This is a genomic window from Phocaeicola coprocola, from assembly GCF_041333015.1.
Taxonomy (GTDB): domain Bacteria; phylum Bacteroidota; class Bacteroidia; order Bacteroidales; family Bacteroidaceae; genus Phocaeicola; species Phocaeicola coprocola.
The window spans coordinates 658,911-682,448 of sequence record NZ_JBGKGM010000001.1 but is presented as its reverse complement, the minus strand read 5'-3'; the positions used below and the strand labels follow the sequence as shown (position 1 = coordinate 682,448).

Below are 23,538 nucleotides of genomic sequence, written 5' to 3'. Positions count from 1 at the left end.
TTCATTTACATAACAGTCAGTTATTTAATTCCGAAAGCAGCTTTCACCTTGTCTACATAGTCCAGCTTTTCCCAAGTGAAGAGTTCTACCTCTACATCCTTGTTGCCTTCGTATGTCGATTCAAAATGCTTGGTAATCACCTTCGGTTCACGTCCCATGTGTCCGTAAGCAGCAGTTTCACTGTAAATCGGGTTACGCAGTTTCAGACGTTCTTCGATGGCACGCGGACGCATATCAAAGATTTCATCCACCTTCTTGGCAATTTCACCGTCGCTCATAGCCACCTTACTGCGTCCATACGTATTCACGTAAATATTAATCGGACGCGCTACACCGATTGCATACGAAACCTGAACCAGAATTTCGTCGGCAACACCCGCAGCTACCAGATTCTTGGCGATATGACGTGCTGCATAAGCCGCACTACGGTCTACCTTACTAGGATCCTTTCCAGAGAATGCACCACCACCGTGAGCACCAGCACCACCGTAAGTATCCACGATAATCTTACGTCCGGTCAGTCCTGTATCCCCGTGCGGACCACCGATAACGAACTTACCGGTCGGGTTCACATGATACTTAATCTGGTCGTTGAACAACTTCAGCACTTCCGGATTATGAATTTCAGAAATAACACGCGGCATCAAGATTTCGATTACATCCTGACGTATCTTTGCCAGCATCTCTTCATCCGCCTTCAGCTGAGCCTCCTTCGAGTCGTCAGCAGGCTGGATAAACTCATCATGCTGTGTAGAAACCACAATGGTATCGATACGAACCGGACGGCGGTCGTCATCATATTCTATAGTCACCTGGCTCTTAGAGTCCGGACGCAAGTAAGTCATCACCTTACCTTCACGGCGGATTTCAGCCAGCACCATCAGCAGCTTATGTGCCAGGTCGAGCGACAGCGGCATATAGTTTTCAGTTTCATTGGTAGCGTAGCCGAACATCATACCCTGGTCGCCGGCACCCTGATTCATCGGGTCCTCGCGTTCCACTCCACGGTTAATGTCAGGGCTCTGTTCGTGAATAGCCGAGAATACGCCACACGAGTTACCTTCGAACATATACTCACTCTTGGTATAACCAATCTTGTTGATTACCTCACGAGCTACACGCTGAAGATCGATATACGCTTTGGTTTTCACTTCTCCTGCCAGTACCACCTGTCCGGTAGTCACCAACGTTTCGCAAGCTACTTTTGAACTGGGGTCATAAGCCAACAGTTTGTCAAGCACAGCGTCGGAAATCTGATCCGCCACTTTATCGGGGTGTCCTTCCGACACCGATTCGGATGTGAATAAATATCCCATGTCTTTAAAATTAAAAAAGGATTAATTAAAAGTTTATCCGTGTACGGACAAGAGTAGATAGTTGTATCAGGGAAGAGTGTTATACTATGTGTTTTAGCATTTTTTTCCGTGGTTGCAAGCTACTCAAATCTTTCCACTTTTATTTTCGGCTGCAAAAATACAGATATAAATTGGAATAATTACAAAGTTATCCCTCTTTTAACATAGCTTTATATAAATTGGGCAAGCCTTTTTCTCATTTCCTCCATCGTCAGTCCCGAAACAGGGTGCACCATCTCACCGGCAATTTCCGCCAGCGGGTCCATGACGAAACTCCGTTCCCCCATCAGCGGATGCGGCAGTGTCAGTTCCGGAGTCTGCATCACCGTATCATCGTACATCAGCAAGTCGATGTCTATCGGCCGGTCACTATACACCCTTTCCACCGACTTGGCCGTTCTGCCCATTTCCTTCTCGATAGCCTGCGTCAGATGCAGTACCTCCAGCGGATCGAGCAGCGTTTCCGAGCATGCTGCCGCATTCAGAAAATCATTATCCGACACAAATCCCCAGGGAGCAGTCCGATAAAAAGAAGATAGGGAAGTCACCTTCCCTATCCTGTCATTTATCAATCGGACGGCAGTACGTAAGTTTGCTTCTTTATCGCCCATGTTTGTACCCAGGCCCAAGTAAACTTTTGCCATGGTATCCGTTTATTTATCCAGTATCAGCATTGCATCCCCGTAAGTACCGAAGCGGTAATCCTCTTTCAGCGCAATGTTATAAGCATCCATCACCAGTTCATATCCGCCATAAGAACAAACCAGCATCAGCATTGTAGACAGCGGCATATGGAAGTTGCTGACCATCGCATTAGCCAGTGAGAAATCGTACGGAGGGAAAATAAACTTGTTTGTCCAACCCTCGAATTCCTTCAGGTGTCCGTCGGTACCCACAGCTGTTTCTATGGCACGCATAACATCAGTACCTACCGCACACACCTTATTACCACGATCCTTTGCCTCGTTTACGATGCGGCAAGCCTCAGCCTCCACAAACATCTGTTCCGAGTCCATTTTATGCTTGGTAAGATCCTCCACGTCGATATCACGGAAACCACCCAGTCCACAGTGCATGGTAATGAAAGAGAAATCGATACCCTTTATTTCCATACGCTTCATCAGCTCACGGCTGAAGTGCAATCCCGCAGCCGGTACCGTTACAGCCCCTTCATTCTTCGCGAAGATTGTCTGGAAGCGTTCCTCATCCTCCGGTTCAGCCGGACGGTGGATAAACGGTGGCAATGGCGGTTCACCAAGTGCATAAAGCGCCTTCTTGAACTCATCGTGCGGTCCGTCGTACAGGAAACGGAGTGTACGTCCGCGTGAAGTCGTATTATCGATTACTTCCGCCACCATCGAGTCGTCATCTCCGAAATAAAGCTTGTTTCCGATACGTATCTTACGAGCCGGGTCCACCAGCACATCCCACAGGCGCAGTTCCTCATTCAGCTCACGCAACAAGAACACCTCGATACGTGCTCCGGTCTTTTCTTTATTACCATATAAACGTGCAGGAAATACCTTTGTATCATTGAAGATAAATACGTCCTTGTCATCAAAATAATTCAAGATATCCTTGAATACCACATGTTCAATCTCTCCGGTAGCCTTATGAACCACCATCAGTCGCGACTCATCTCTGTACTTCGCCGGGTGCAGTGCGATCTTATCTTCCGGCAACTTAAATTTGAATTGTGACAGTTTCATCTTATTATCCTTTCCTTAATCGTTTGTAATTTCTATATCCTGTTGGTCGAGCCATGCTTCAAAGTCATCCACCTGCATGCAATCCTCCAGTCTGACATCCCCTACCCGTGTCCGTATCAGTCCGGTAAGGTGCGCTCCGCTGTTCAGCGCTTCACCGATGTCGCGTGCCAGCGCCCGGATATACGTTCCCTTGCTGCATACCACACGAATCTTGATTTCCGGCAGGTTACATTCCAGCAACTCAATTTCATCAATCACCAGCGTCTTCGGTTTCAGCTCCACCTCATCCCCCTTGCGGGCAAGGTCGTATGCACGTTTGCCGTCCACCTTACAAGCCGAAAAAGCCGGTGGAATCTGCTCTATCGTTCCCATGAAATTCTTCAGCGTATCCTCCACCAGCTGGCGTGTGATATGCTCCGTCGGATACGTAGCATCAATCTCCTTTTCCAGGTCATACGAGGGAGTTGTAGCCCCCAGTTGCAGCGTAGCGATATACTCCTTGGTGTGATACTGGAACTCCTCGATACGCTTGGTAGCCTTTCCGGTACAGATAATCATGACTCCCGTAGCCAGCGGATCAAGCGTTCCGGCGTGTCCTACCTTTATTTTCTTCACTCCCAGCTTGCGGCTGATATGATACCTCACTTTATTCACAAGCGCGAACGATGTCCATCGCAGCGGCTTGTCAAAATATAACACTTCTCCTTCTTTAAAGTTCATCCGTTTGTGTTTATGACAGCAAGCTTGTAACAATCGTGATGATACCCACGATGGCACAATACACGCCAAACCAGATCAGCTTGCCCTTCTTTACAATATTAATCATCCACTTACATGCGATACATCCCGAAACGAAAGCAGCCAGGAAGCCTACCACCAGCGATGCCGTGCTGATGCCCGCACTTACCGCAGAAGCATCCTTTATAATCTTCATTCCATCCAGCAAAGCCTCTCCCAGAATCGGCGGTATCACCATCAGGAAAGAAAACTGAGCCAGCGTTTCCTTCTTGTTACCCAGTATCAGACCGGTAGCGATTGTACTTCCCGAGCGTGACAGTCCCGGCATTACCGCACAAGCCTGCGCCAGTCCGATAATAAACGCATCCCTCATGCTGATACGTTCCTTCTGTCTCGGTTTCGCATAATAAGAGAAAGTCAGCAGTACAGCCGTCAGCAGGAGCATACATCCCACAATCAGCAGTCCCGAGTCGAAAATCCCCTCCACATAATCCTTAAAGAACACCCCCACAATGCCGATCGGAATCATCGATACCACGATGTTCAATATATATTTTGTTTCTTCGTTCAGCTGCCATTTAAACAGCCCGCGGAATATCCAGTCTATTTCCTTCCACAAGATAACCAGCGTACTCAGCACCGTTGCCACATGCACCACGATGGTAAACGTCAGATTTTCCTCCCCTTCTATGCCGAACAGTGCCGATCCGATAGCCAGATGTCCACTGCTGCTCACAGGCAGATATTCCGTCAATCCCTGCAGAATACCCAAGATCAATGCTTCTATCCAGCTCATTCCGTCAGATTATTATCGTTATCTTGAATACTTTTCGGTTTGCGCAGTATACCGTAAATCATGAAAATAAATCCCAGGAAGCAAACCAGCGGTGCTACCTTGATACGACGTACACTGAAAATATCAGGCTCGAAAGTCGTTTCCGTAGAGCCCGGTCCCGTCATCAGCAGGAAACCGATGATAATCACCACCATACCCGCAGCCAGCAGGATGAAGTTCGTTTTATCAAAGGCAAAGTTCTTTTTGTCCATATTGAAAAGAAAAATTGATTGGTTAGTTTCACCTATTATATATAATACAATTCACTCACTTTCATGCGGAGATACTTGTTGATGGAAATAAGTGCGCAGAGCGAAGTAATCAGCACCCCGAAAACAAAAACCGCTCCCATCACCACAACCATCACCCCCGGTGTAACCACCGCCAGCAAGTCCGGTTCATAACGCACCAGCATATACGCCAGTCCTATCAGTACCGCATCCGCCATCGTAGCAGCCAGTATCCCTATCCACATGTTGCGCAGCAAAAACGGCCGCCGGATAAACGACCAGCTGGCTCCCACCAGCTTCATGGTATGAATAAGAAAACGTTTCGAATATACCGCCAGCCGGATGGTATTGTTGATAAGCGCAAACGAAATAAGCGTAAGCAGTGCCGCCAGTCCGAGCAAAACAATACTGATCTTCCGGATATTACTGTTTACCGCATCCAGCAGATCCTGCGGGTAATTGATCTCTATCACTTGCTTGTTCTTCGACTGAATCTCATCCTTTATCCACGCAACGCTGTCAGAATTTGCGTAATCCGCATTCAGCTTCACCTCGATGGAAGCCGTAAACGGATTATGCCCCAGAAACTCCGCCGGATCTGTTCCCATCGCCTCCGTCTGCTCCTTCAGGGCCTGCGCCTTCGATATATACGTCGTCTGCTTTACATATACCTCCTTGTTCAGCTGTTTCTGAAAGCGGAGAATATCCGTCTCCTTCATATCATCACTGATCAGAATTGAGAAAGCGATATTCTCGCGGACATATACAGAAAGATTGTTGGCAGCCATTACGAAAAAAACGACTATCCCCAACAACAGCAGGACAAGCATCGTACTGATGCTCGACGTTACGAACTGCATATCAAAAAAAGATCTCGGTTTTCTGCTCATACCCTTACTTTTTTCTGAATATGTAAATCATGGAACTGCTCTGTTCCTTTTTCACCAGCGAAGCAAACCACGCCTCCGTTCCCTTAATCATACCTTTCAGGAAAGGCATACGGCTTCCCCGGTACTTTTCCGAAAGCATGGAAACATAAAACGCGTCAAACGGCATCGGATGCCGTTCGGTCAGGATAAAATCATATTTTGCTCCGAACTGCTGCATGACAGAAGGCGTAAAATGCCACAGATGCCGCGGTACATCATACGCCGCCCACATCTCCCTGTAATGCTGTGCATCGAACGAAACCGGATTAGGTACAGCTACCACCAGTACACCACACTCCTTCAGCATGTCGGCAAGCCGTTTCCAGGTACCGTTTATATCCTGCAAATGCTCCATGACATGCCACAGCGTAATCACATCGAAGCTCCCTTTGCCGTAAGCCGCCAGCGCTTCCGGAGCCTCCACCATCAGCTCGAAATGCTCCTTGGCAAACGCCCGTGCCTGCGGGCTCTTCTCGATGGCAGAAACCTTCCATCCCCGTTTCTGCATGAAATGGCTGAAATACCCCGTACCCGTACCGATATCCAGCAAGCTTCCGTTTCGGGTACCGCAGATCCGCTCTATCAGCGAAGCCTTGCGTCCCAGCATAAATCCCCGTACATAGTGATACAGACGGTTGGCAAGTCCCTTGCGCGTATCCGTGTGCGAGATATAATCCGGCGATTCATAATACCTGCCTATCTCACTTTCGTCGGGCACATGCTGCGTAAACAAAAAACCACACGCCTTACAGCGGTAAATCGTAAATTTTTCACCGGTGGCATAATGGTCCGTGCAAGTCATGACTTCCTCAAAATGCGTTTTCCCGCAGAGAGGACATGTATCTATATTGAGTATATTCACTTTATTCCCTAATTTGCTGCAAAATAACAAATAAATCGGGTATGGAGAGTGTTTTGTTAAGGTTCTTTAAGGGTATAATTCGCGTGAAAGAAAAATTGTAGGGAAATTTATAATCAAAATACTACAAATTAAGCGATGCAGGTTATCTGGGAAACTTCTGTCCGGATAACCTGCATTCATTTATGATAGGATTAAAGCTTATTCAACAAAAGAAATGCTTTTCCATTTATGGTCTTTCCATTCTTCTTCTTGCCAGAACTCATCCCATGTTTCTCCTTTTTTATTGATATTCAGGGTAAGGTCGACATTCTTTGTGATGGTATCGGCTGGTCCGAATGTTGAGTTTTGTACCGAAATGCTTCCTTCGGCGATCAGCTTGATTGTATTTAAGGCTGTACATTCTGTAAATACATCATCACCTAGAGCGGTTGCCTGAGGCAGGTTGACGCTGGTCAGTGCAGTACAGTTATAGAAGGCTTTGTTTCCGACAGTTGTTGCCTGCGGAAGCTCTATTTCTTTCAGTGACTTACAGTTGCTGAATGCATCATCTCCGATGGTAGTTGCTTTAGGCAAGTATACTTTTTCCAGCTGTGAACAGTCGCCAAATGTATTTATTCCTGTACGGGAACCACCTTGTGAAACCAGTGTCGCGTTTCCGATTGTCGTTGCTTCCGGCAAGTTGACTTCTGTCAGTTTGGAACAAAGCCAGAATACACTACCCTCAAGGGTTTGCAATTTGGAGAAGTCTGCAACTTGCAGGGCTGTTGACATAAAGGCATTGGTACCAAGGTAAGTAACTTCAGGCATACTTACTTCTGCTAGTTTGGTGCAACTTTGGAAAGCAAAGCTGTTTACTCTGACTACGCCCGGAGCGGTGATTTTGGTCAGGTTGCTGCATTTATAGAAAGCATAATCTTGCAGTTGCTGTATTTCCTGAGGCAGGATGACTTCCTGTAATCCGGAGAAATCGGAACTGCTTGTATGTCTGAAGCTTTCTGCCGGCAGCTCAGGAAGGCCATTTGCATCCCGGTCTTGCCATCCGGTTACTCCGGATAAGTCGAGTAATTCGATTTGGATACCGCTGAAAGGATTTCCATCATATAGTCCCAGTGCTTCGGAATCTCCTGTGAGTATAAAACGGGTTACACCTGCCTGAGCTGCTTCACTGATGGCTTGTGATACTTGTGCAGCGCTGGCTCCGTCGAGATGGAATGTAGCTTGGTTACCCTCGATATCTACAATAGAGATACTGACAGTGATTGTACAAGTAGCTGTTTTTTCTCCGGCTGTAGCTGTGATGGTAGCTGTTCCCTCGCCTATGGCTGTTACAATTCCTTCGGGTGATACTGTGGCTACTGCTTCGTCGGAAGATGTCCATGTGGCCTCTCCTGCCCCTTCTGGAAGGACTGTAGCGGTGAGCTGTATGGTTTCTCCCTTGCTGGTTAAGGTTGCTGTAGCAGGCGATATTTCTACCGACTGTACTTCTTGGGTAACAGTCACCTCACATGTTCCGCTTTTTCCGCTTACTGTGGCTGTAACGGTGGTCGTTCCTTTGCTTATACCGGTTACAGTTCCATCGGATGATACCGTAGCTATTGCTTCATCGGATGAGGTCCATGTAATATCTCCTGCCGTAGCATTTTCCGGTGATATTTTGGCTGTCAGCTGCTTTGTTTCTCCACATTCCAGACTGATGCTTTCGGGTGAAACGCTTACGCCTGTTATTGTTACAGGTTCGTCTACCGGTTCATTGTCATCGCTTGAGCAAGCTGGTAATATACACGTCAGCAAGCACAATAAATATAAGAATCTTACTTTCATGATATGGATTGTTTGAGGTTCGTTTATCTTACAAAGAAACGGTATTCCGAGAGAATTCTTTGTCACTGAAAACAGTGATTTTTTGTTTGTGGCGTAAAATAAAAAAAGCTTCCGGAGGTCAAATGAATGACTTTCCGGAAGCTTTCCTGTTGATTTATTTATCCTGAGGGTAATTATTTTTTGTAGTTTTTCAATCCTGTCTGGAGGAAGTCTACATATTTAGCAATGTCTTCGTCGTAAGAATATGACTTGTTCAGAGGCATGCCTTCGTTGTCGAGCAATACATAGAATGGCTGTGCATTGGCTCCGAACTTAGAACGTTGCAGGTAGCTCCACTTGTCACCTATTGTACGAAGAGTACGTTCTGTTCCGTTTTCTGTAACCTTTATCGGTTCTGGAAGCTTGGTCTTTTCGTCTACATACAGCGTGATAAGTACGTAGTCGTCGTTCAGCATCTGACTTACTTTCGGGTCAGTCCATACAGCAAGTTCCATCTTACGGCAGTTTACGCAACCATATCCGGTGAAGTCTATCATGACCGGTTTGTTGTTCTGGCGAGCGTATTCCATACCAGCATCGAAGTCGGTAAACTTGGCGTGTACTTCATTCTTGTATAAGTTGAAATCCTGAGTCTGCATAGGAGGTGCAAATGCGCTGACAGCTTTCAGAGGAGCTCCCCAAAGTCCCGGAATCATATATACGGCAAATGCCAGTGAGATGAGTGCCAGGAAGAAACGTCCTACTCCTACCTTATTGTTGTCGTCGTCGTGAGGGAATTTGATCTTACCCAGCAGGTACATACCCAGCAGAGCAAAGATAACGATCCAAAGTGCAAGGAATGTTTCACGGTCGAGCAGTCTCCAGCCGTAAGCAAGGTCGGCTACCGACAGGAATTTCAAGGCAAACGCCAGTTCCAGGAATCCCAGTACCACCTTGATAACGTTCATCCAACCTCCGGATTTCGGCATTGATTTCAGCCATGACGGGAACATAGCGAACAGTGTGAAAGGTAAAGCCAGTGCAATGGCAAATCCTAACATACCGATAGCCGGCGCTACAACACTACCGGTAGTAGAAACTTCTACCAGCAGGAAGCCGATGATAGGACCTGTACAAGAGAATGATACCAATGACAAAGTGAATGCCATCAGGAAGATACTCAGCAGACCGGTTGTTGCTTCAGCCTTGCTGTCGACAGCGTTGCTCCACTTAGACGGCAGGGTGATCTCGAATGCTCCAAAGAAAGAAGCCGCAAAGATAACCAGCATCAGGAAGAATAGGATATTGAAGATGGCATTGGTAGACAATGCGTTCAGTGCACTAGCTCCGAATATCAGTGTAATAGCAAGTCCCAGCGCTACATAGATCACAACGATAGATGCACCATAGGTCCATGCGTCACGAATACCTTTCTTTTTGTCCTTAGTACGTTTCAGGAAGAAGCTGACAGTCATCGGAATAATTGGCCATACACAAGGTGTGAACAGGGCCAGAATACCTCCGATCAGACCGGTGAAGAAGATGTAAATCCAAGAATGTGATTCCTGTTCTTCGGTGCTTCCGTAATTGGATAGCTCTTTGATAACCGGTTTCCAGTAATCGGTAGCTTCCTGCAATGTCTGAGGGGCAGTTGTTACGGCTGCTGTAGAATCTACTGTTTCTGTTGATTCGGCAGGTGCAGTTGCTTCTTCTGTTTTAGCTGGTGCAGCTGTTGCCGAAGCAGCTGCGGCTACAGTACCTTTATAAGAAAAATCAACGCTGGTAGGTGGCAGACAGTTCTGGTCGTTGCATGCACCAAATTCCAGGTATCCGGTAATCAGATAGTCGCCTCCAGTGAGCTTAACTTTCTGTGAGAATTTAGCTGTGCCTTCGAAGAATTTTACTTCCATTTCGAAGATAGGGTCCATCTGTTTGATTTCTTTCCCTATCGGAGTAAGTTTTCCTACCAGCTCTGCTCCTTCTATCTTGTCGATGTTGAAAGTGGCAGAAGTAGGACCTCCTTCTTGCAGGTCGGTAGAATAAACATGCCAGCCCTGGTCCATCGTACCAGTAAAAATAATTTCAGCCTCATTGGCCGAAAGGTTTTTCCATTCGGTCTTGAATCGTACCGGATCTTGCATCTGGGCGAACATGGGCAGGCAGATTAACGCCATGAGCAGCCAACTGAGCGTGATTCTTCTTTTCATTGTTTCTTTTCGGATTTTGAATTATAAATAAGAAATTTGTTTTTATTGTCTGGGGTTATTCGGTTACTTCGATACCTTTCAGGGTAGCAGAACTGGATTCGGTGATACGCACACGTACAAGATCACCTATACGGTGTGTGCCACGGTCGAATACGACTACCTTATTCTGCTCGGTACGTCCGAATAACTGTTCTTTGGAGCGTTTTGATATGCCTTCTACCAGTACCTCGAATGTCTTTCCTACATTGCGGGCATTGCTTTCGGCAGATAACTGGTTCTGCAATTCAATCATTTCGTTTAACCGGCGTATTTTAACTTCTTCGGGAACATCATCAGGCAGATGTTTCGAAGCATATGTTCCCGGTCGTTCGGAATATTTGAACATGAAAGCTGAGTCGTATGCACATTCACGCATCAGCGAAAGACTCATCTGGTGATCTTCTTCTGTCTCGGAGTGGAATCCGGAGAAGATATCAGTACTCAATCCACAGTCGGGAATGATGCGACGGATGGCCTCTACCCTTTCCAGGTACCATTCGCGCGTATATTTGCGGTTCATCAGTTTCAGAATACGCGAACTTCCGCTCTGTACCGGCAGGTGGATATGCTTGCATACGTTAGGTACTTCAGCAATGACATACAGTGTTTCATCACTCATGTCTTTGGGATGTGAAGTAGTAAAGCGTACACGCATTTCGGGCACAGCCTCGGCAACGATACGTAATAGCATCGGGAATGTTACGACCTCTCCTTCCCGCTCGAAGCGATAAGAATTGACGTTCTGGCCTAACAGCGTTACTTCCTTATACCCTTTCTGCTGTAAATCGTGCACTTCGTTCAGAATGCTTTCCACATCACGGCTTCTTTCGCGTCCGCGAGTGTAAGGCACAATGCAATAGTGACAGAAATTGTTGCAGCCGCGCATGATAGATACGAATCCGGAAATGTGATTTCCACAGATGCGTGACGGAATGACATCGCGATAAGTTTCAGTTGTAGAAAGCTCTACATTGATGGCCTTCTCTCCTGCCTCAACTGCGCCGATCAAATCGGGCAATGTGAGATAAGCATCCGGTCCTGCTACCAGGTCGACGTGGTGATTTTCTATCAGATCGTTTTTTACACGTTCTGCCATACATCCCAATACTCCGACAATCAGGTGCTTGCGCTTCTTTCTCAGAGAATGGAAGAACTCCAGCCGGTTCAGGATTTTCTGCTCGGCATTGTCACGGATAGAACAAGTGTTCATAAATACGGCATCAGCTTCATCGAGGCTTTCGCACGGACTGTATCCTGCCATTTGCATGATAGATGCGATGACTTCGCTATCCGCAACATTCATCTGACAGCCGTAGGTTTCGATAAACAGTTTTTTGGTTTCCAGTTCGGTTGCGGATTTAAAGTCCGCTCCCGTAGCTTCTTTTGTCATAATGTTATGTTATTATTTAATAAATTCATTTGCAAAGATATGAGTTTCTTCCCTAAAATCCATGAATGTGTTATATTTATTAGTATCTTTGGGCAAATCCTTAACATTTTGGCAGACTATGGACGAAGTGATAAAAATATTTGTTATAGTGGCGGCTATTGCTTTCGCCACTTATCAGAATTATGCCAAAAAGGAAAAGAAAAGGAACAAACCCTCCCGTAAGAAGATGGCTAAGCCGGCAACAGTCCATGTAGAGCCGGATATTATCATGGCTGGTCAACAAAATGAATGCGTTGAACAAAGTGCTGATAATAAGCTTAATAAGAAAAGAAAAGGAGAGGGGAGAAAGCATCGGAAGTTATCGGAAGAAGCGCTTCAGAAGGATGCGCTATCTACTGCCCAACAGCCTGAGTCAGGTAGCACTGTCCGGTTGAAGACACCTGCGGACGCAAGGCGTGCATTTATTTATTCCGAGATTTTTAACCGTAAATACTAATAAGCAGATTTTGTAAGTTTAATACTAATAATTATAAAAACACCTAATACCATGACTTATAATTTTATGACCGCAGCCGAAGCTGCCAGCTTGATAAAAGATGGAGAGATAATTGCCCTGAGCGGGTTTACGCCGGCAGGAAGTCCGAAAGCCGTAACTGCAGAGCTTGCGAGGCAGGCTGAAGAAAAACACGCCAGGGGAGAACACTTTCAGGTAGGTATTATTACGGGAGCTTCTACCGGAGATTCTTGCGACGGAGTGCTCACTCGTGCTCATGCTATTCACTTCCGTGCTCCATATACCACGAATACTGACTTCCGCAAAGTAGTCAATGCCGGTGAAATCAATTATACGGATATACATCTTTCTCAGGTTGCCCAGCGTTTGCGTTCCGGTTTTTTAGGTCATGTAACTACAGCTATCATCGAAGCCTGTGAAATTACAGAAGACGGACGGATCTATCTGACTGCAGGTGTGGGAATTACTCCGACAATTGCTCGTCTTGCCGACCGGGTGATAGTAGAGCTTAATGCTGCGCACAGCAAAAGCCTGATAGGTGTGCACGATTTGTATGAAATGGAACGCCCTCCTTATCGTCGTCCGATTCCTATTGTACGTCCAAGCGACCGTATCGGATTGCCTTATATTCAGGTAAGTCCGGAAAAGATAGTAGGAGTGGTAGAAGTGAATCTGCCTGATGAAGCGAGAGGATTCCATGAACCGGATCCTATTACGGATAAAATTGGTCAGAATGTAGCTGACTTCCTTGCGGCAGATATGCGCCGAGGAATTATTCCGTCTACTTTCCTTCCGTTGCAGTCGGGAGTGGGAAATATTGCTAATGCTGTACTCAGTGCATTGGGCAAGGATCCCAGTATTCCACCGTTCGAAATGTATACGGAGGTTATTCAGAACTCAGTCATCAAATTGATTAAAGAGGGTAGAATCAAGTTTGGAAGTACTTGTTCACTCAGTGTTACAAACGACTGTCTGCAAGATATTTATGATAATATGGATTTCTTCCGCCACAAGCTTGTACTTCGTCCGTCGGAAATATCTAACTGTCCGGAAGTTGTTCGTCGTATCGGTGTTATTTCAATGAATACAGCCATCGAAGCTGATATTTACGGAAATGTAAACTCAACTCATATCTGCGGTACGAAGATGATGAATGGCATCGGTGGCTCGGGCGACTTTACCCGCAGTGCTTATATCTCTATCTTCTCTTGTCCGTCGACAGCAAAAGGAGGATGTATCAGTTCAATCGTGCCGATGGTTTCTCACCTCGATCATAGTGAACACTCTGTAAATGTGATTATCACCGAACAGGGTATTGCTGATTTACGTGGAAAGAGTCCGATGGAACGTGCACAGGCTGTAATCGAAAACTGTGCACATCCGGACTACAAACAACTGTTGTGGGATTATCTGAAGATTTCTACTAAGGGACAGACTTGCCACAGTTTGTCGGCAGCGTTGGGTATGCATCAGGTTTTCATCAAACAGGGTGATATGCGTCTGACTAACTGGGCTGACTTCGAAAAGTAACTTTTTAATTTATCTGATATCGATTCCCCTCTGGGTTCCGTTATTGGTTCTGCTTTACAGAAAAACGGAAAGCTCAGAGGGGAATTTTCTTTTTGGGTATAGTTGCTGTTAGGAAAAACTCTTTTGATAAGCTTGTTGAAAAGTGTATTTGTATATAAACAGGGGTGTGAAATAAGTGTGAATATCTCTGTTAAAATCCTTGTTCTATATGGGGATGTGATAGATATATATTTCTGATAAATAGAATTTTAGTTATTGTTTCAACAGGTGTTAACAACCTGTTGGTAATAGTTGATTATTCCGTTAAAAACCTGATAAGTATTAGTGTGAAAAGATGCAGTATAATTAGTTGTTGAGTAATGGGGAAAAAGCGGCAGGAATGTCAACTAGGGAAGGAGTATGAGTTAATAGGCTGCAAGATAACGGATTGGTCGGATATTTGTTAGCGGAAAAATCGGTTTTATTCCCGAAGTCTTACTATCTTTGCACGGTATTGTGGGAAATAGTAAAAATCAAATATATAACATCACTATGGAATATAATTTCAGAGAGATCGAGAAAAAATGGCAGCAGAAGTGGGTAGACAACAAAACCTACAAGGTTGTCGAAGACGAATCGAAAAAGAAGTTCTATGTACTGAACATGTTCCCTTATCCGTCGGGAGCAGGACTTCATGTTGGTCACCCGCTGGGCTACATTGCCAGCGATATTTATGCTCGTTACAAACGCTTGCAGGGCTATAATGTATTGAATCCGATGGGATACGATGCTTATGGTTTGCCTGCTGAACAATATGCTATTCAGACCGGTCAGCATCCGGCTATCACTACCGTAAACAATATTAACCGTTACCGTCAGCAGTTGGATAAAATCGGTTTTTCATTCGACTGGGACCGTGAAGTTCGTACTTGTGAGCCGGGTTATTATCACTGGACTCAATGGGCTTTCCAGAAAATGTTCAACAGCTATTATTGCAATACTTGTGGAAAAGCTGAACCTATCAGTGAACTGATCAAGCATTTCGAGGAGAAAGGAACAGAAGGACTGGATGTAGCTTGTAGTGAGGAACTGAGCTTTACAGCAGAAGAATGGAAAGCAAAGAGCGAAAAGGAACAGCAGGAAGTGCTGATGAACTACCGTATCGCTTATTTGGGTGAAACTATGGTTAACTGGTGTCCGCAACTGGGTACTGTACTTGCTAACGATGAAGTAGTGGACGGCGTATCTGAACGTGGTGGTTATCCGGTGGTGCAGAAGAAGATGCGTCAGTGGTGTCTGCGTGTGTCAGCATATGCTCAGCGCTTGCTCGACGGACTGGAAACTGTAGATTGGACTGATTCTCTGAAAGAAACACAGCGTAACTGGATTGGTCGTTCGGAAGGTGCAGAGGTACGTTTCAAGGTAAAAGACAGCGATTTGGAATTTACCATCTTTACTACTCGTGCTGATACTATGTTTGGTGTTACTTTCATGGTACTGGCTCCTGAAAGTGAACTGGTTTCTGTACTGACAACTGAGGCACAGAAAGCAGAATTGGAAGCTTATCTGGACCGTACTAAGAAGCGTACCGAACGTGAACGTATCGCCGATCGCCGTGTTACCGGTGTATTCAGTGGTTCGTATGCAGTGAATCCGTTTACTGGTGAATCTGTTCCAGTATGGATCAGCGACTATGTATTGGCTGGATATGGTACAGGAGCCATTATGGCTGTTCCGGCTCACGATAGTCGTGACTATGCTTTTGCAAAACACTTCAACTTGCCTATCGTTCCATTGGTAGAAGGTTGTGATGTGTCGGAAGAAAGCTTCGATGCTAAAGAAGGTATCGTATGTAATTCTCCGAAAGCAGGAGCTACTCCGTATTGCGACTTGAACCTGAACGGATTGACTATCAAAGAAGCTATTGCCATAACCAAAAAATATGTGAAGGAGCATCAGTTGGGTCGTGTAAAAGTAAACTATCGTTTGCGTGACGCTATTTTCTCTCGTCAGCGTTATTGGGGTGAACCGTTTCCGGTTTATTACAAGGATGGTATGCCTTATATGATTGATGAGAGCAAGTTGCCGCTGGAACTTCCTGAGGTAGATAAATTTTTGCCTACGGAAACCGGAGAACCTCCATTGGGACATGCTACTAAGTGGGCATGGGATGTGGTTAAAGGTGAAGTCGTAGAAAATTCTAAAATAGATAACGTAACTGTTTTCCCACTTGAACTGAATACCATGCCGGGATTTGCTGGTTCATCGGCTTATTATTTGCGTTACATGGATCCGCACAATGATCAGGCACTGGTTTCTGAGAAAGCCGACCATTACTGGCAGAATGTTGATTTGTACGTAGGTGGTACAGAACATGCTACCGGACACTTGATTTATTCTCGTTTCTGGAACAAGTTCCTGTTCGATCTGGGTGTAAGTGTTAAGGAAGAACCATTCCAGAAGCTTGTTAATCAGGGTATGATTCAGGGACGAAGCAATTTCGTTTACCGTATCAAGGATACTAACACATTCGTTTCATTGGGCTTGAAAGATCAGTACGATGTGACTCCGCTTCATGTAGATGTTAATATCGTTTCAAATGATGTATTGGATGTAGAAGCTTTCAAAAACTGGCGTCCGGAATACAACAATGCCGAATTTATTTTGGAAGACGGCAAGTATATCTGTGGATGGGCTGTAGAAAAGATGAGTAAATCGATGTATAACGTAGTGAATCCGGATATGATTGTAGAGAAATACGGAGCTGATACACTGCGTATGTACGAAATGTTCCTCGGACCGGTAGAGCAGTCTAAACCATGGGATACAAATGGTATCGATGGTGTTCACCGTTTCTTGAAGAAACTCTGGAACTTGTTCTACGACCGTCAGGGCAACTTCATGCCAGCAGAAGGAGAACCGACTAAAGAGGAGTTGAAGGCTGTTCATAAGTTGATTAAGAAAGTAACTGGTGATATCGAAACCTTCTCTTACAATACTTCTATCAGTGCATTCATGATTTGTGTGAATGAACTGACTTCACTGAAGTGCCGTAACAAGGCCGTGTTGAGCGACTTGATTGTCATCATTGCTCCATTTGCTCCTCATCTGGCAGAAGAGTTGTGGGAAGCTTTGGGCAATACAACATCTGTTTGTGATGCACAATGGCCGGCATTTAATGAAGAATATCTGAAGGAAGATAGTGTAAAATATACCATTTCTTTCAACGGAAAGGCTCGTTTCACTATGGAGTTCCCTGCAGATGCAGATAATGACACGATACAAGCTGCTGTAATGGCTGACGAACAATCTCAAAAATGGATTGAAGGAAAGACTCCTAAAAAGGTCATTATTGTTCCGAAGAAGATTGTAAATATTGTACTTTAATAGCAGTCGTTTTATGGAAACGATTCTGAAGAAAAAAATTGGCAGGGAGTCGAAAGACTACCTTGCCATTACTTTCGGACTGATATGTTATGCACTGGGATGGGTAGCTTTTCTGCTTCCTTATCAGATCACGACAGGAGGAGTCAGTGGTATTGCCGCTATTATTTATTATGCTACAGGAGTAGAAATTCAGGTTTCTTACTTTGTGATTAATGCTGTTTTTCTGGGGTTTGCCTTGAAGATTCTGGGACCAAAGTTCAGCGTAAAGACGATATATGCTATTTTCATGCTGACTTTCCTGCTTTGGTGGTTTCAGGTTCTGTTCAGGGGCAGTGACGGAAATCTCCCGCAACTGCTTGGCCCGGGACAAGAGTTTATGGCTTGTGTAATAGGAGCCGGATTGCTGGGCTTTGGAATAGGCATTGTATTTTGTAATAACGGTAGTACGGGAGGTACTGATATTATCGCATGGATTATCAACAAGTACAAGGATGTTACTTTGGGACGTATGATGATGTATTGCGATATTGTAATCATTTCGTCGTGCTATTTTATCTTTCATGACTGGAAGAGAGTTTTGTTTGGCTTCTGTGTTTTGTTCATTATGAGCATAGTTATCGACTATGTAATAAACAGTACTCGTCAGTCGGTTCAGTTCCTGATATTCTCACGGAAATATGAACAGATTGCGGAAGGTATTTCTACCAAGATAGACCGTGGAGTAACTCTTCTTGATGGACAGGGCTGGTACAGTAAACAAGATATAAAAGTTATTGTTGTATTGGCAAGAAAAGGCGAATCACTTGATATCTTCCGTCTGGTGAAGGATATTGATCCTGATGCGTTTATTTCCCAAAGCAATGTAGTAGGCGTGTATGGAGAAGGATTCGACAAGCTGAAAGTAAAATAAACGAAAGTAAAAGTAAATATTTCTCTAAGATATATTTAAAATAGAATGGGTTTTTCCGTTTAATTTGTATTATCGGAAAAACTTATTTTATTTTGTACCATATTAGTGGTATAATTCTTAAATCTGTAATATGAGATGCATGTGGAAAGTTATTCCGATGATGTTTTTAGCTAGTTTTTTATCTTTTGGCACTTCTGTATGGGGCAATGCGTTAGCTCAGAATCTCTTTCTTCATACTAACTGGGAGTTTTCCAAGTATGGAAGCCACGAATGGCTTGCTGCACAGGTTCCGGGCACGGTACATCAGGATTTGATTGCTCACGATAAGTTACCCGATCCTTTTTATGGGATGAATGAAAAAGAAATACAATGGGTTGAGAATGAAGACTGGTTGTATCGTACGTCTTTTGTATTAACAGAAGAACAATCGGCACATGAGGAAATCTTTTTGGTATTTGAAGGACTTGATACTTATGCGGATATATTCCTGAATGGTGCATTATTACAAAGAACCGATAACATGTTTGTCGGATATCGTATTCCTGTCAAGCGAAATTTAAGAAAAGGAGAAAACAAACTGCTTGTACGTTTTCGTTCCCCAATCCGTGAGGTAATGCCTCAATGGGAAACCAATGGTTTTGATTATCCTGCTGCTAACGACCATTATCCACAGAAACTGAGTGTGTTTACCCGTAAAGCCCCTTATTCCTATGGATGGGACTGGGGAATCCGAATGGTTACTTGTGGCATCTGGCGACCTGTATATCTGGAATTTACCAACAAGGCTGTAGTAGAAGATTATTTTGTACATCAGAAGTCGGTTACTTCCGAACGTGCAGAAATAGACAACCGCCTGGAAGTAAACAATATTACCGGAACGGTTCAGGAAGCTCAGATAAAAGTGACTTGTGCTTATCGGAATGAACAGGCTGGAAGTGTAGAAAAGACTGTCCGGTTACAGCCAGGTGTGAATAATTTGTCACTGCCTTTATCGATTGATTCTCCGCATCTTTGGATGCCTAATGGGTGGGGAGAAGCTGCCTTATATGCATTTGAAGTATCGGTATGTGTAGATGGTAAGCTTGTTGCAAAAAAACAACACCAGATCGGATTGCGAACGGTGCGTGTTGTCCATGAAAAGGATAGCTTAGGAATGAGTTTCTATTTTGAAGTGAATGGCATTCCGATGTTTGCCAAAGGTACTAATCTGATACCTTCAGACGCTCTTCTGCCACGTGTAACCCGTGAACGATACGTTCGCCTGCTGGATGATGTACAGGCTGCGCATATGAATATGATACGCGTATGGGGTGGGGGAATCTATGAAGACGATGCCTTTTTTGAGGAAGCTGATAAAAGAGGTATTCTTGTCTGGCAGGATTTTATGTTTGCTTGTACACCTTATCCGCATGATCCGGCTTTTTTGAAGCGAGTTTCGGAAGAAGCAGTATATAATATCAAGCGTTTACGGAATCATGCTTCTTTGGCAATGTGGTGTGGTAATAATGAAATATATGAGGGCTTGCGTTATTGGGGCTGGAAGAAAAAATATGCTCCTGAGATATATCAGCAAATGTTGGATGGATATGACGTATTGTTCCGCCGGCTTTTGCCCGAGAAAGTAAAGGAGTTCGATCCGGGACGCTTTTATCTGGAAGGATCGCCTTATGAAGCCAATTGGGGACGGCCTGAAAGCTGGAAGATCGGCGATAGTCATAACTGGGGAACCTGGTATGGACAGAAACCTTTTGAAACGCTGGATACAGAGATTCCGCGTTTTATGAGTGAGTTTGGTTTTCAGTCTTTTCCGGAGATGAAGACGATACGTACATTTGCTTCGCCGGCAGACTACGATCTGGAGTCAGCGGTTATGAATGCCCATCAGAAAAGTACGATTGGCAATTTCCTGATTAAGAAAACAATGGGTATTTATTATCATGTTCCGGAAAAGTTTGAGGATTTAGTTTATATGGGACTTGTTCTGCAGGGACATGGAATGCGTCACGGAATGGAGGCACATCGCAGAAACCGACCTTATTGTATGGGTAGTTTGCTCTGGCAACTAAATGACAGCTGGCCGGTTGTTTCATGGTCGGGTATCGATTATTATGGAAACTGGAAGGCTATGCATTACCAGACTCGCCGGGCTTTTGCTCCGGTATTGATAGATGCAATTCGTGAAGGTGATAAACTGCGCTATTATGTGCTTTCGGATGTATTGAAGAGCGAAAAAGCAATATTGCAGATTGAACTTATGGATTTTAATGGAAAAGTGTATCGCAGGCATCAGGTAGAAGGTACGTTGCCAGCTAATGCTTCTGCTGTCTTTTATGAAGAAGACTGGAATAAAGCATTCGCAGCTTGTGATACGACCACTTCATTTATACATATGACTTTACGTAGTGATGTTGACCGGAGGGTACTTTCAGACGAAGTATATTATCCGGTGTTTGCCAAAAAGCAACATTTGCCCCATCCTGAAATAAGTTGTAAGATACGAAAGAAAGATGGAGCTTATGAACTGACATTGAAATCCAAACAACTGGCTCGTGATGTATTTGTAGAAATACCTGTTCAAGGAGTACGTTTCTCTGATAATTTCTTCGACCTGCTGCCAGGAGTGCCTAAGAAGATTTTGGTTACTTCGGCTGACGGAACACCTTTGGAAGATATTTCCGTAAGCTTGCATCAATTGAGCGATATTGTGTCATTCTAATTACTAACTTTAATATTATTATCATGAAACCATTTTCGAAATTTAACTGTCTGGGGCTGGCGTTTGCCGGAATGATGATTACATCGTGTACGGATAAGCCAACGGCTTTCGCTGATTATCAGATTGTGCCTATGCCTCTTGAAATTACCACACCTCAACAAAGTGGATTTTTGCTGAAGAGTGGAGAAACTATTTATTACACTGCCGGTAATGAAAAAATGAAGAAAAATGCCGAATTCCTGGCTTCTTTTATTAAAGAACAGACCGGTATTGAACTGAAAGTACAGGAGGGTGATAAAGAAAGCGGAATCGTATTGAAATTAGGACTGGAGGCAACTTCTCCAGAGGCTTACCATCTGACTGTCGACGGAGGAAAGGTTGTCATTGAGGCTCCTTCAGAAGCTGGTGTATTTTATGGAATCCAGACATTGCGTAAATCTGTTTCTGTTCATGAAGGAGGTGGTGCAATCGAACTTCCTGCTGTAGAAATAAACGATACACCGCGTTTCAGCTATCGCGGAATGATGCTTGATGTTGGCCGTCATATGTTTACGATGGATGAAATCAAAACGTATATTGATATGCTTGCACTGCATAATATCAACCGTTTACACTGGCATCTTTCTGAAGACCAAGGCTGGCGTATCGAAATAAAGAAATATCCGAAACTGACAGAAATCGGTTCAAAACGTAGTGAAACTGTTATAGGACGTAACTCGGGAAAATACGATGGAAAGCCTTACGGTGGTTTCTATACTCAGGAACAAGCCAAAGAGATTGTTGCTTATGCTGCAGAACGTTATATAACTGTTATTCCTGAAATAGACCTTCCGGGACATATGCAGGCTGCATTGGCTGCTTATCCGGAACTAGGATGTACAGGTGGTCCGTATGAAGTTTGGCGTATGTGGGGCGTTTCTGATAATGTACTATGTGCCGGAAATGACAAAACAATTCAGTTTATTAAGGATGTGCTGGCTGAAATTATTGAAATCTTCCCGTCAGAATATATTCATGTAGGTGGAGATGAATGTCCGAAAGATAAATGGAAAACTTGTCCGAAATGTCAGGCTAGAATCAAGGCTTTGGGTATCAAAGGCGACAGCAAACATTCAAAAGAAGAATACCTGCAAAGTTATGTGATAAGAGAAGCAGAAAAGTTCTTGAATGAACATGGACGTAACATTATCGGATGGGACGAAATCTTGGAAGGTGGTCTGGCTCCTAATGCAACTGTTATGTCATGGAGAGGTGAATCCGGAGGTATTGAGGCTGCACGCCAGAAGCATAATGTTATCATGACTCCGAATACATACTTGTATTTTGACTATTATCAGGCTAAGGATACAGAAACAGAACCGTTGGCTATCGGAGGTTATTTGCCTATGGAAAGAGTATATAGCTACGAGCCAATGCCGTCTGCCTTGACTCCGGAAGAACAGAAATACATTACCGGTGTACAGGCTAATCTGTGGACAGAATATATACCTACTTTTGCACAGGCACAGTATATGGTATTGCCACGTATGGCTGCTCTTTGCGAAACTCAGTGGAGTGCTCCTGATAAGAAGAAAGATTACGAGGGATTCTTGAAGCGTACAGTGCGCCTGATGGATATTTACAAGCTGAAGGGCTGGAACTATGCTACTCATATTTTGGATGTGAAAGTCAATATTGCTCCAAATCAGGAAACAGGTAAGTTGGATGTCAGTGCATATACCGTTGACAATGCTCCGATATACTATACACTCGACGGAACAGAACCGACAGCAGCCTCTTTGAAATATGAAGATGGACTGTCAATTGACCAGGCTTGTGTATTGCGTATGACAGCAGTGCGTCCGGAAGGCAATTCACGTATTACTTGTGATACTATTTCTTTCAGTAAATCGACTGCCAAACCTATTTCTATGCTTCAGCCCATTAATAAAGCATATGAATTTAATGGGGCGCCTACCTTGGTAGATGGTATGACTGGTAACCGCAATTATAAGACTGGTCATTGGATTGCGTTTTATAAGAATGATATGGAGGCAGTTATCGACTTGAAAGAAGCAACAGAAATCAGTTCGATGACATTGCGTGCCTGTGTAGAAAAAGGTGACTGGATATTCGATGCCAGAGGTATTTCTGTTGAGGTTTCGGATGATAATAAGGCATTCAAACAGGTCGCTTCAGAGTCTTATCCGGCAATGAAGGAAACTGATCCGAACCAGATTTACGTACATACCTTGAACTTTACTCCGGTAAAGACACGTTATGTCAAAGTAAAAGCTTTGTCGGAAAAGAGTATTCCAGCATGGCATGGTGGAAAAGGTAATCCGGGATACTTATTTGTAGACGAAATTATTTTGAATTAATATAGGCTGACTATGTGTGGAAGTCCGGTTTCTGTAAAGAAGCCGGAC

The 23,538-nt window shown here is 44.4% G+C and carries 17 protein-coding genes; 6 read left to right on the top strand and 11 right to left on the bottom strand.

The features are described from left to right. Positions 1–20: 20 nt before the first annotated feature. From metK to miaB, 11 genes are all read right to left on the bottom strand, one after another. On the bottom strand, positions 21–1,316 hold the full coding sequence (metK, locus tag ACDG22_RS02935; protein WP_007565718.1) for a methionine adenosyltransferase: 1,296 nt from the start codon (positions 1,314–1,316) through the stop codon (positions 21–23). A 209-nt stretch (positions 1,317–1,525) separates the two neighbouring features. Then, a complete protein-coding gene (gene folK / locus ACDG22_RS02930) occupies positions 1,526–1,999 on the bottom strand; it encodes a 2-amino-4-hydroxy-6-hydroxymethyldihydropteridine diphosphokinase (protein WP_007565720.1) in 474 nt (157 codons plus the stop codon). A 9-nt stretch (positions 2,000–2,008) separates the two neighbouring features. Further along, positions 2,009–3,064 (bottom strand): tRNA preQ1(34) S-adenosylmethionine ribosyltransferase-isomerase QueA, encoded by a 1,056-nt coding sequence (queA, locus tag ACDG22_RS02925; RefSeq protein ID WP_007565722.1) that lies wholly within the window; start codon positions 3,062–3,064, stop codon positions 2,009–2,011. A gap of 15 nt (positions 3,065–3,079) precedes the next feature. Beyond that, positions 3,080–3,784 (bottom strand): tRNA pseudouridine(55) synthase TruB, encoded by a 705-nt coding sequence (gene truB / locus ACDG22_RS02920; RefSeq protein WP_007565724.1) that lies wholly within the window; start codon positions 3,782–3,784, stop codon positions 3,080–3,082. Positions 3,785–3,794: 10 nt separating this feature from the next. Then, positions 3,795–4,598: an undecaprenyl-diphosphate phosphatase gene (locus ACDG22_RS02915; protein ID WP_007565726.1), complete on the bottom strand. Its 804-nt coding sequence runs from the start codon at positions 4,596–4,598 to the stop codon at positions 3,795–3,797. Beyond that, entirely contained in the window at positions 4,595–4,849 is a 255-nt protein-coding gene (locus tag ACDG22_RS02910; RefSeq protein ID WP_007565729.1) for a DUF3098 domain-containing protein, read from the bottom strand. The genes ACDG22_RS02915 and ACDG22_RS02910 overlap by 4 nt, the downstream gene beginning before the upstream one ends. Before the next feature lie 35 nt (positions 4,850–4,884). Then, positions 4,885–5,757 carry a cell division protein FtsX gene (locus tag ACDG22_RS02905; RefSeq protein ID WP_007565731.1) on the bottom strand — a complete coding sequence of 291 codons (873 nt, stop codon included), beginning with the start codon at positions 5,755–5,757 and terminating at the stop codon, positions 4,885–4,887. 4 nt (positions 5,758–5,761) lie between these two features. Further along, a complete protein-coding gene (locus ACDG22_RS02900) occupies positions 5,762–6,658 on the bottom strand; it encodes a class I SAM-dependent methyltransferase (RefSeq protein WP_040311731.1) in 897 nt (298 codons plus the stop codon). 198 nt (positions 6,659–6,856) lie between these two features. Then, positions 6,857–8,479, bottom strand: coding sequence for a leucine-rich repeat protein (locus ACDG22_RS02895; protein WP_007565735.1), 1,623 nt, complete (start codon positions 8,477–8,479; stop codon positions 6,857–6,859). A gap of 173 nt (positions 8,480–8,652) precedes the next feature. After that, positions 8,653–10,665: a protein-disulfide reductase DsbD family protein gene (locus ACDG22_RS02890; protein WP_007565737.1), complete on the bottom strand. Its 2,013-nt coding sequence runs from the start codon at positions 10,663–10,665 to the stop codon at positions 8,653–8,655. A gap of 55 nt (positions 10,666–10,720) precedes the next feature. Continuing rightward, entirely contained in the window at positions 10,721–12,094 is a 1,374-nt protein-coding gene (gene miaB / locus ACDG22_RS02885) for a tRNA (N6-isopentenyl adenosine(37)-C2)-methylthiotransferase MiaB (protein WP_007565738.1), read from the bottom strand. Positions 12,095–12,212: 118 nt separating this feature from the next. Here miaB and ACDG22_RS02880 point away from each other — a divergent pair, with 118 nt between their 5' ends. The 6 genes from ACDG22_RS02880 (at position 12,213) to ACDG22_RS02855 (ending at position 23,490) form a co-directional block, all read left to right on the top strand. Continuing rightward, positions 12,213–12,590, top strand: coding sequence for a hypothetical protein (locus tag ACDG22_RS02880; RefSeq protein WP_148315647.1), 378 nt, complete (start codon positions 12,213–12,215; stop codon positions 12,588–12,590). Positions 12,591–12,641: 51 nt separating this feature from the next. After that, positions 12,642–14,138 (top strand): acetyl-CoA hydrolase/transferase family protein, encoded by a 1,497-nt coding sequence (locus ACDG22_RS02875; RefSeq protein WP_007565743.1) that lies wholly within the window; start codon positions 12,642–12,644, stop codon positions 14,136–14,138. Positions 14,139–14,669: 531 nt separating this feature from the next. Beyond that, positions 14,670–17,504, top strand: a complete 2,835-nt coding sequence (gene leuS, locus ACDG22_RS02870; RefSeq protein ID WP_370858768.1) for a leucine--tRNA ligase — start codon at positions 14,670–14,672, stop codon at positions 17,502–17,504. 13 nt (positions 17,505–17,517) lie between these two features. After that, a complete protein-coding gene (locus ACDG22_RS02865) occupies positions 17,518–18,414 on the top strand; it encodes a YitT family protein (RefSeq protein WP_007565746.1) in 897 nt (298 codons plus the stop codon). Positions 18,415–18,571: 157 nt separating this feature from the next. Beyond that, positions 18,572–21,130: a beta-mannosidase gene (locus ACDG22_RS02860; RefSeq protein ID WP_040311736.1), complete on the top strand. Its 2,559-nt coding sequence runs from the start codon at positions 18,572–18,574 to the stop codon at positions 21,128–21,130. A 23-nt stretch (positions 21,131–21,153) separates the two neighbouring features. Continuing rightward, the gene (locus ACDG22_RS02855; RefSeq protein ID WP_007565750.1) at positions 21,154–23,490 is read left to right on the top strand and encodes a glycoside hydrolase family 20 protein; all 2,337 of its coding nucleotides are present in this window, start codon (positions 21,154–21,156) and stop codon (positions 23,488–23,490) included. Positions 23,491–23,538 lie beyond the last annotated feature (48 nt).

Bases quoted from the DNA above. Each gene is read 5' to 3' on its own strand.
- metK (WP_007565718.1), bottom strand. From the start codon at position 1,316: ATGGGATATTTATTCACATCCGAATCGGTGTCGGAAGGACACCCCGAT.
- folK (WP_007565720.1), bottom strand. From the start codon at position 1,999: ATGGCAAAAGTTTACTTGGGCCTGGGTACAAACATGGGCGATAAAGAA.
- queA (WP_007565722.1), bottom strand. From the start codon at position 3,064: ATGAAACTGTCACAATTCAAATTTAAGTTGCCGGAAGATAAGATCGCA.
- truB (WP_007565724.1), bottom strand. From the start codon at position 3,784: ATGAACTTTAAAGAAGGAGAAGTGTTATATTTTGACAAGCCGCTGCGA.
- ACDG22_RS02915 (WP_007565726.1), bottom strand. From the start codon at position 4,598: ATGAGCTGGATAGAAGCATTGATCTTGGGTATTCTGCAGGGATTGACG.
- ACDG22_RS02910 (WP_007565729.1), bottom strand. From the start codon at position 4,849: ATGGACAAAAAGAACTTTGCCTTTGATAAAACGAACTTCATCCTGCTG.
- ACDG22_RS02905 (WP_007565731.1), bottom strand. From the start codon at position 5,757: ATGAGCAGAAAACCGAGATCTTTTTTTGATATGCAGTTCGTAACGTCG.
- ACDG22_RS02895 (WP_007565735.1), bottom strand. From the start codon at position 8,479: ATGAAAGTAAGATTCTTATATTTATTGTGCTTGCTGACGTGTATATTA.
- ACDG22_RS02890 (WP_007565737.1), bottom strand. From the start codon at position 10,665: ATGAAAAGAAGAATCACGCTCAGTTGGCTGCTCATGGCGTTAATCTGC.
- miaB (WP_007565738.1), bottom strand. From the start codon at position 12,094: ATGACAAAAGAAGCTACGGGAGCGGACTTTAAATCCGCAACCGAACTG.
- ACDG22_RS02880 (WP_148315647.1), top strand. From the start codon at position 12,213: ATGGACGAAGTGATAAAAATATTTGTTATAGTGGCGGCTATTGCTTTC.
- ACDG22_RS02875 (WP_007565743.1), top strand. From the start codon at position 12,642: ATGACTTATAATTTTATGACCGCAGCCGAAGCTGCCAGCTTGATAAAA.
- leuS (WP_370858768.1), top strand. From the start codon at position 14,670: ATGGAATATAATTTCAGAGAGATCGAGAAAAAATGGCAGCAGAAGTGG.
- ACDG22_RS02865 (WP_007565746.1), top strand. From the start codon at position 17,518: ATGGAAACGATTCTGAAGAAAAAAATTGGCAGGGAGTCGAAAGACTAC.
- ACDG22_RS02860 (WP_040311736.1), top strand. From the start codon at position 18,572: ATGATGTTTTTAGCTAGTTTTTTATCTTTTGGCACTTCTGTATGGGGC.
- ACDG22_RS02855 (WP_007565750.1), top strand. From the start codon at position 21,154: ATGAAACCATTTTCGAAATTTAACTGTCTGGGGCTGGCGTTTGCCGGA.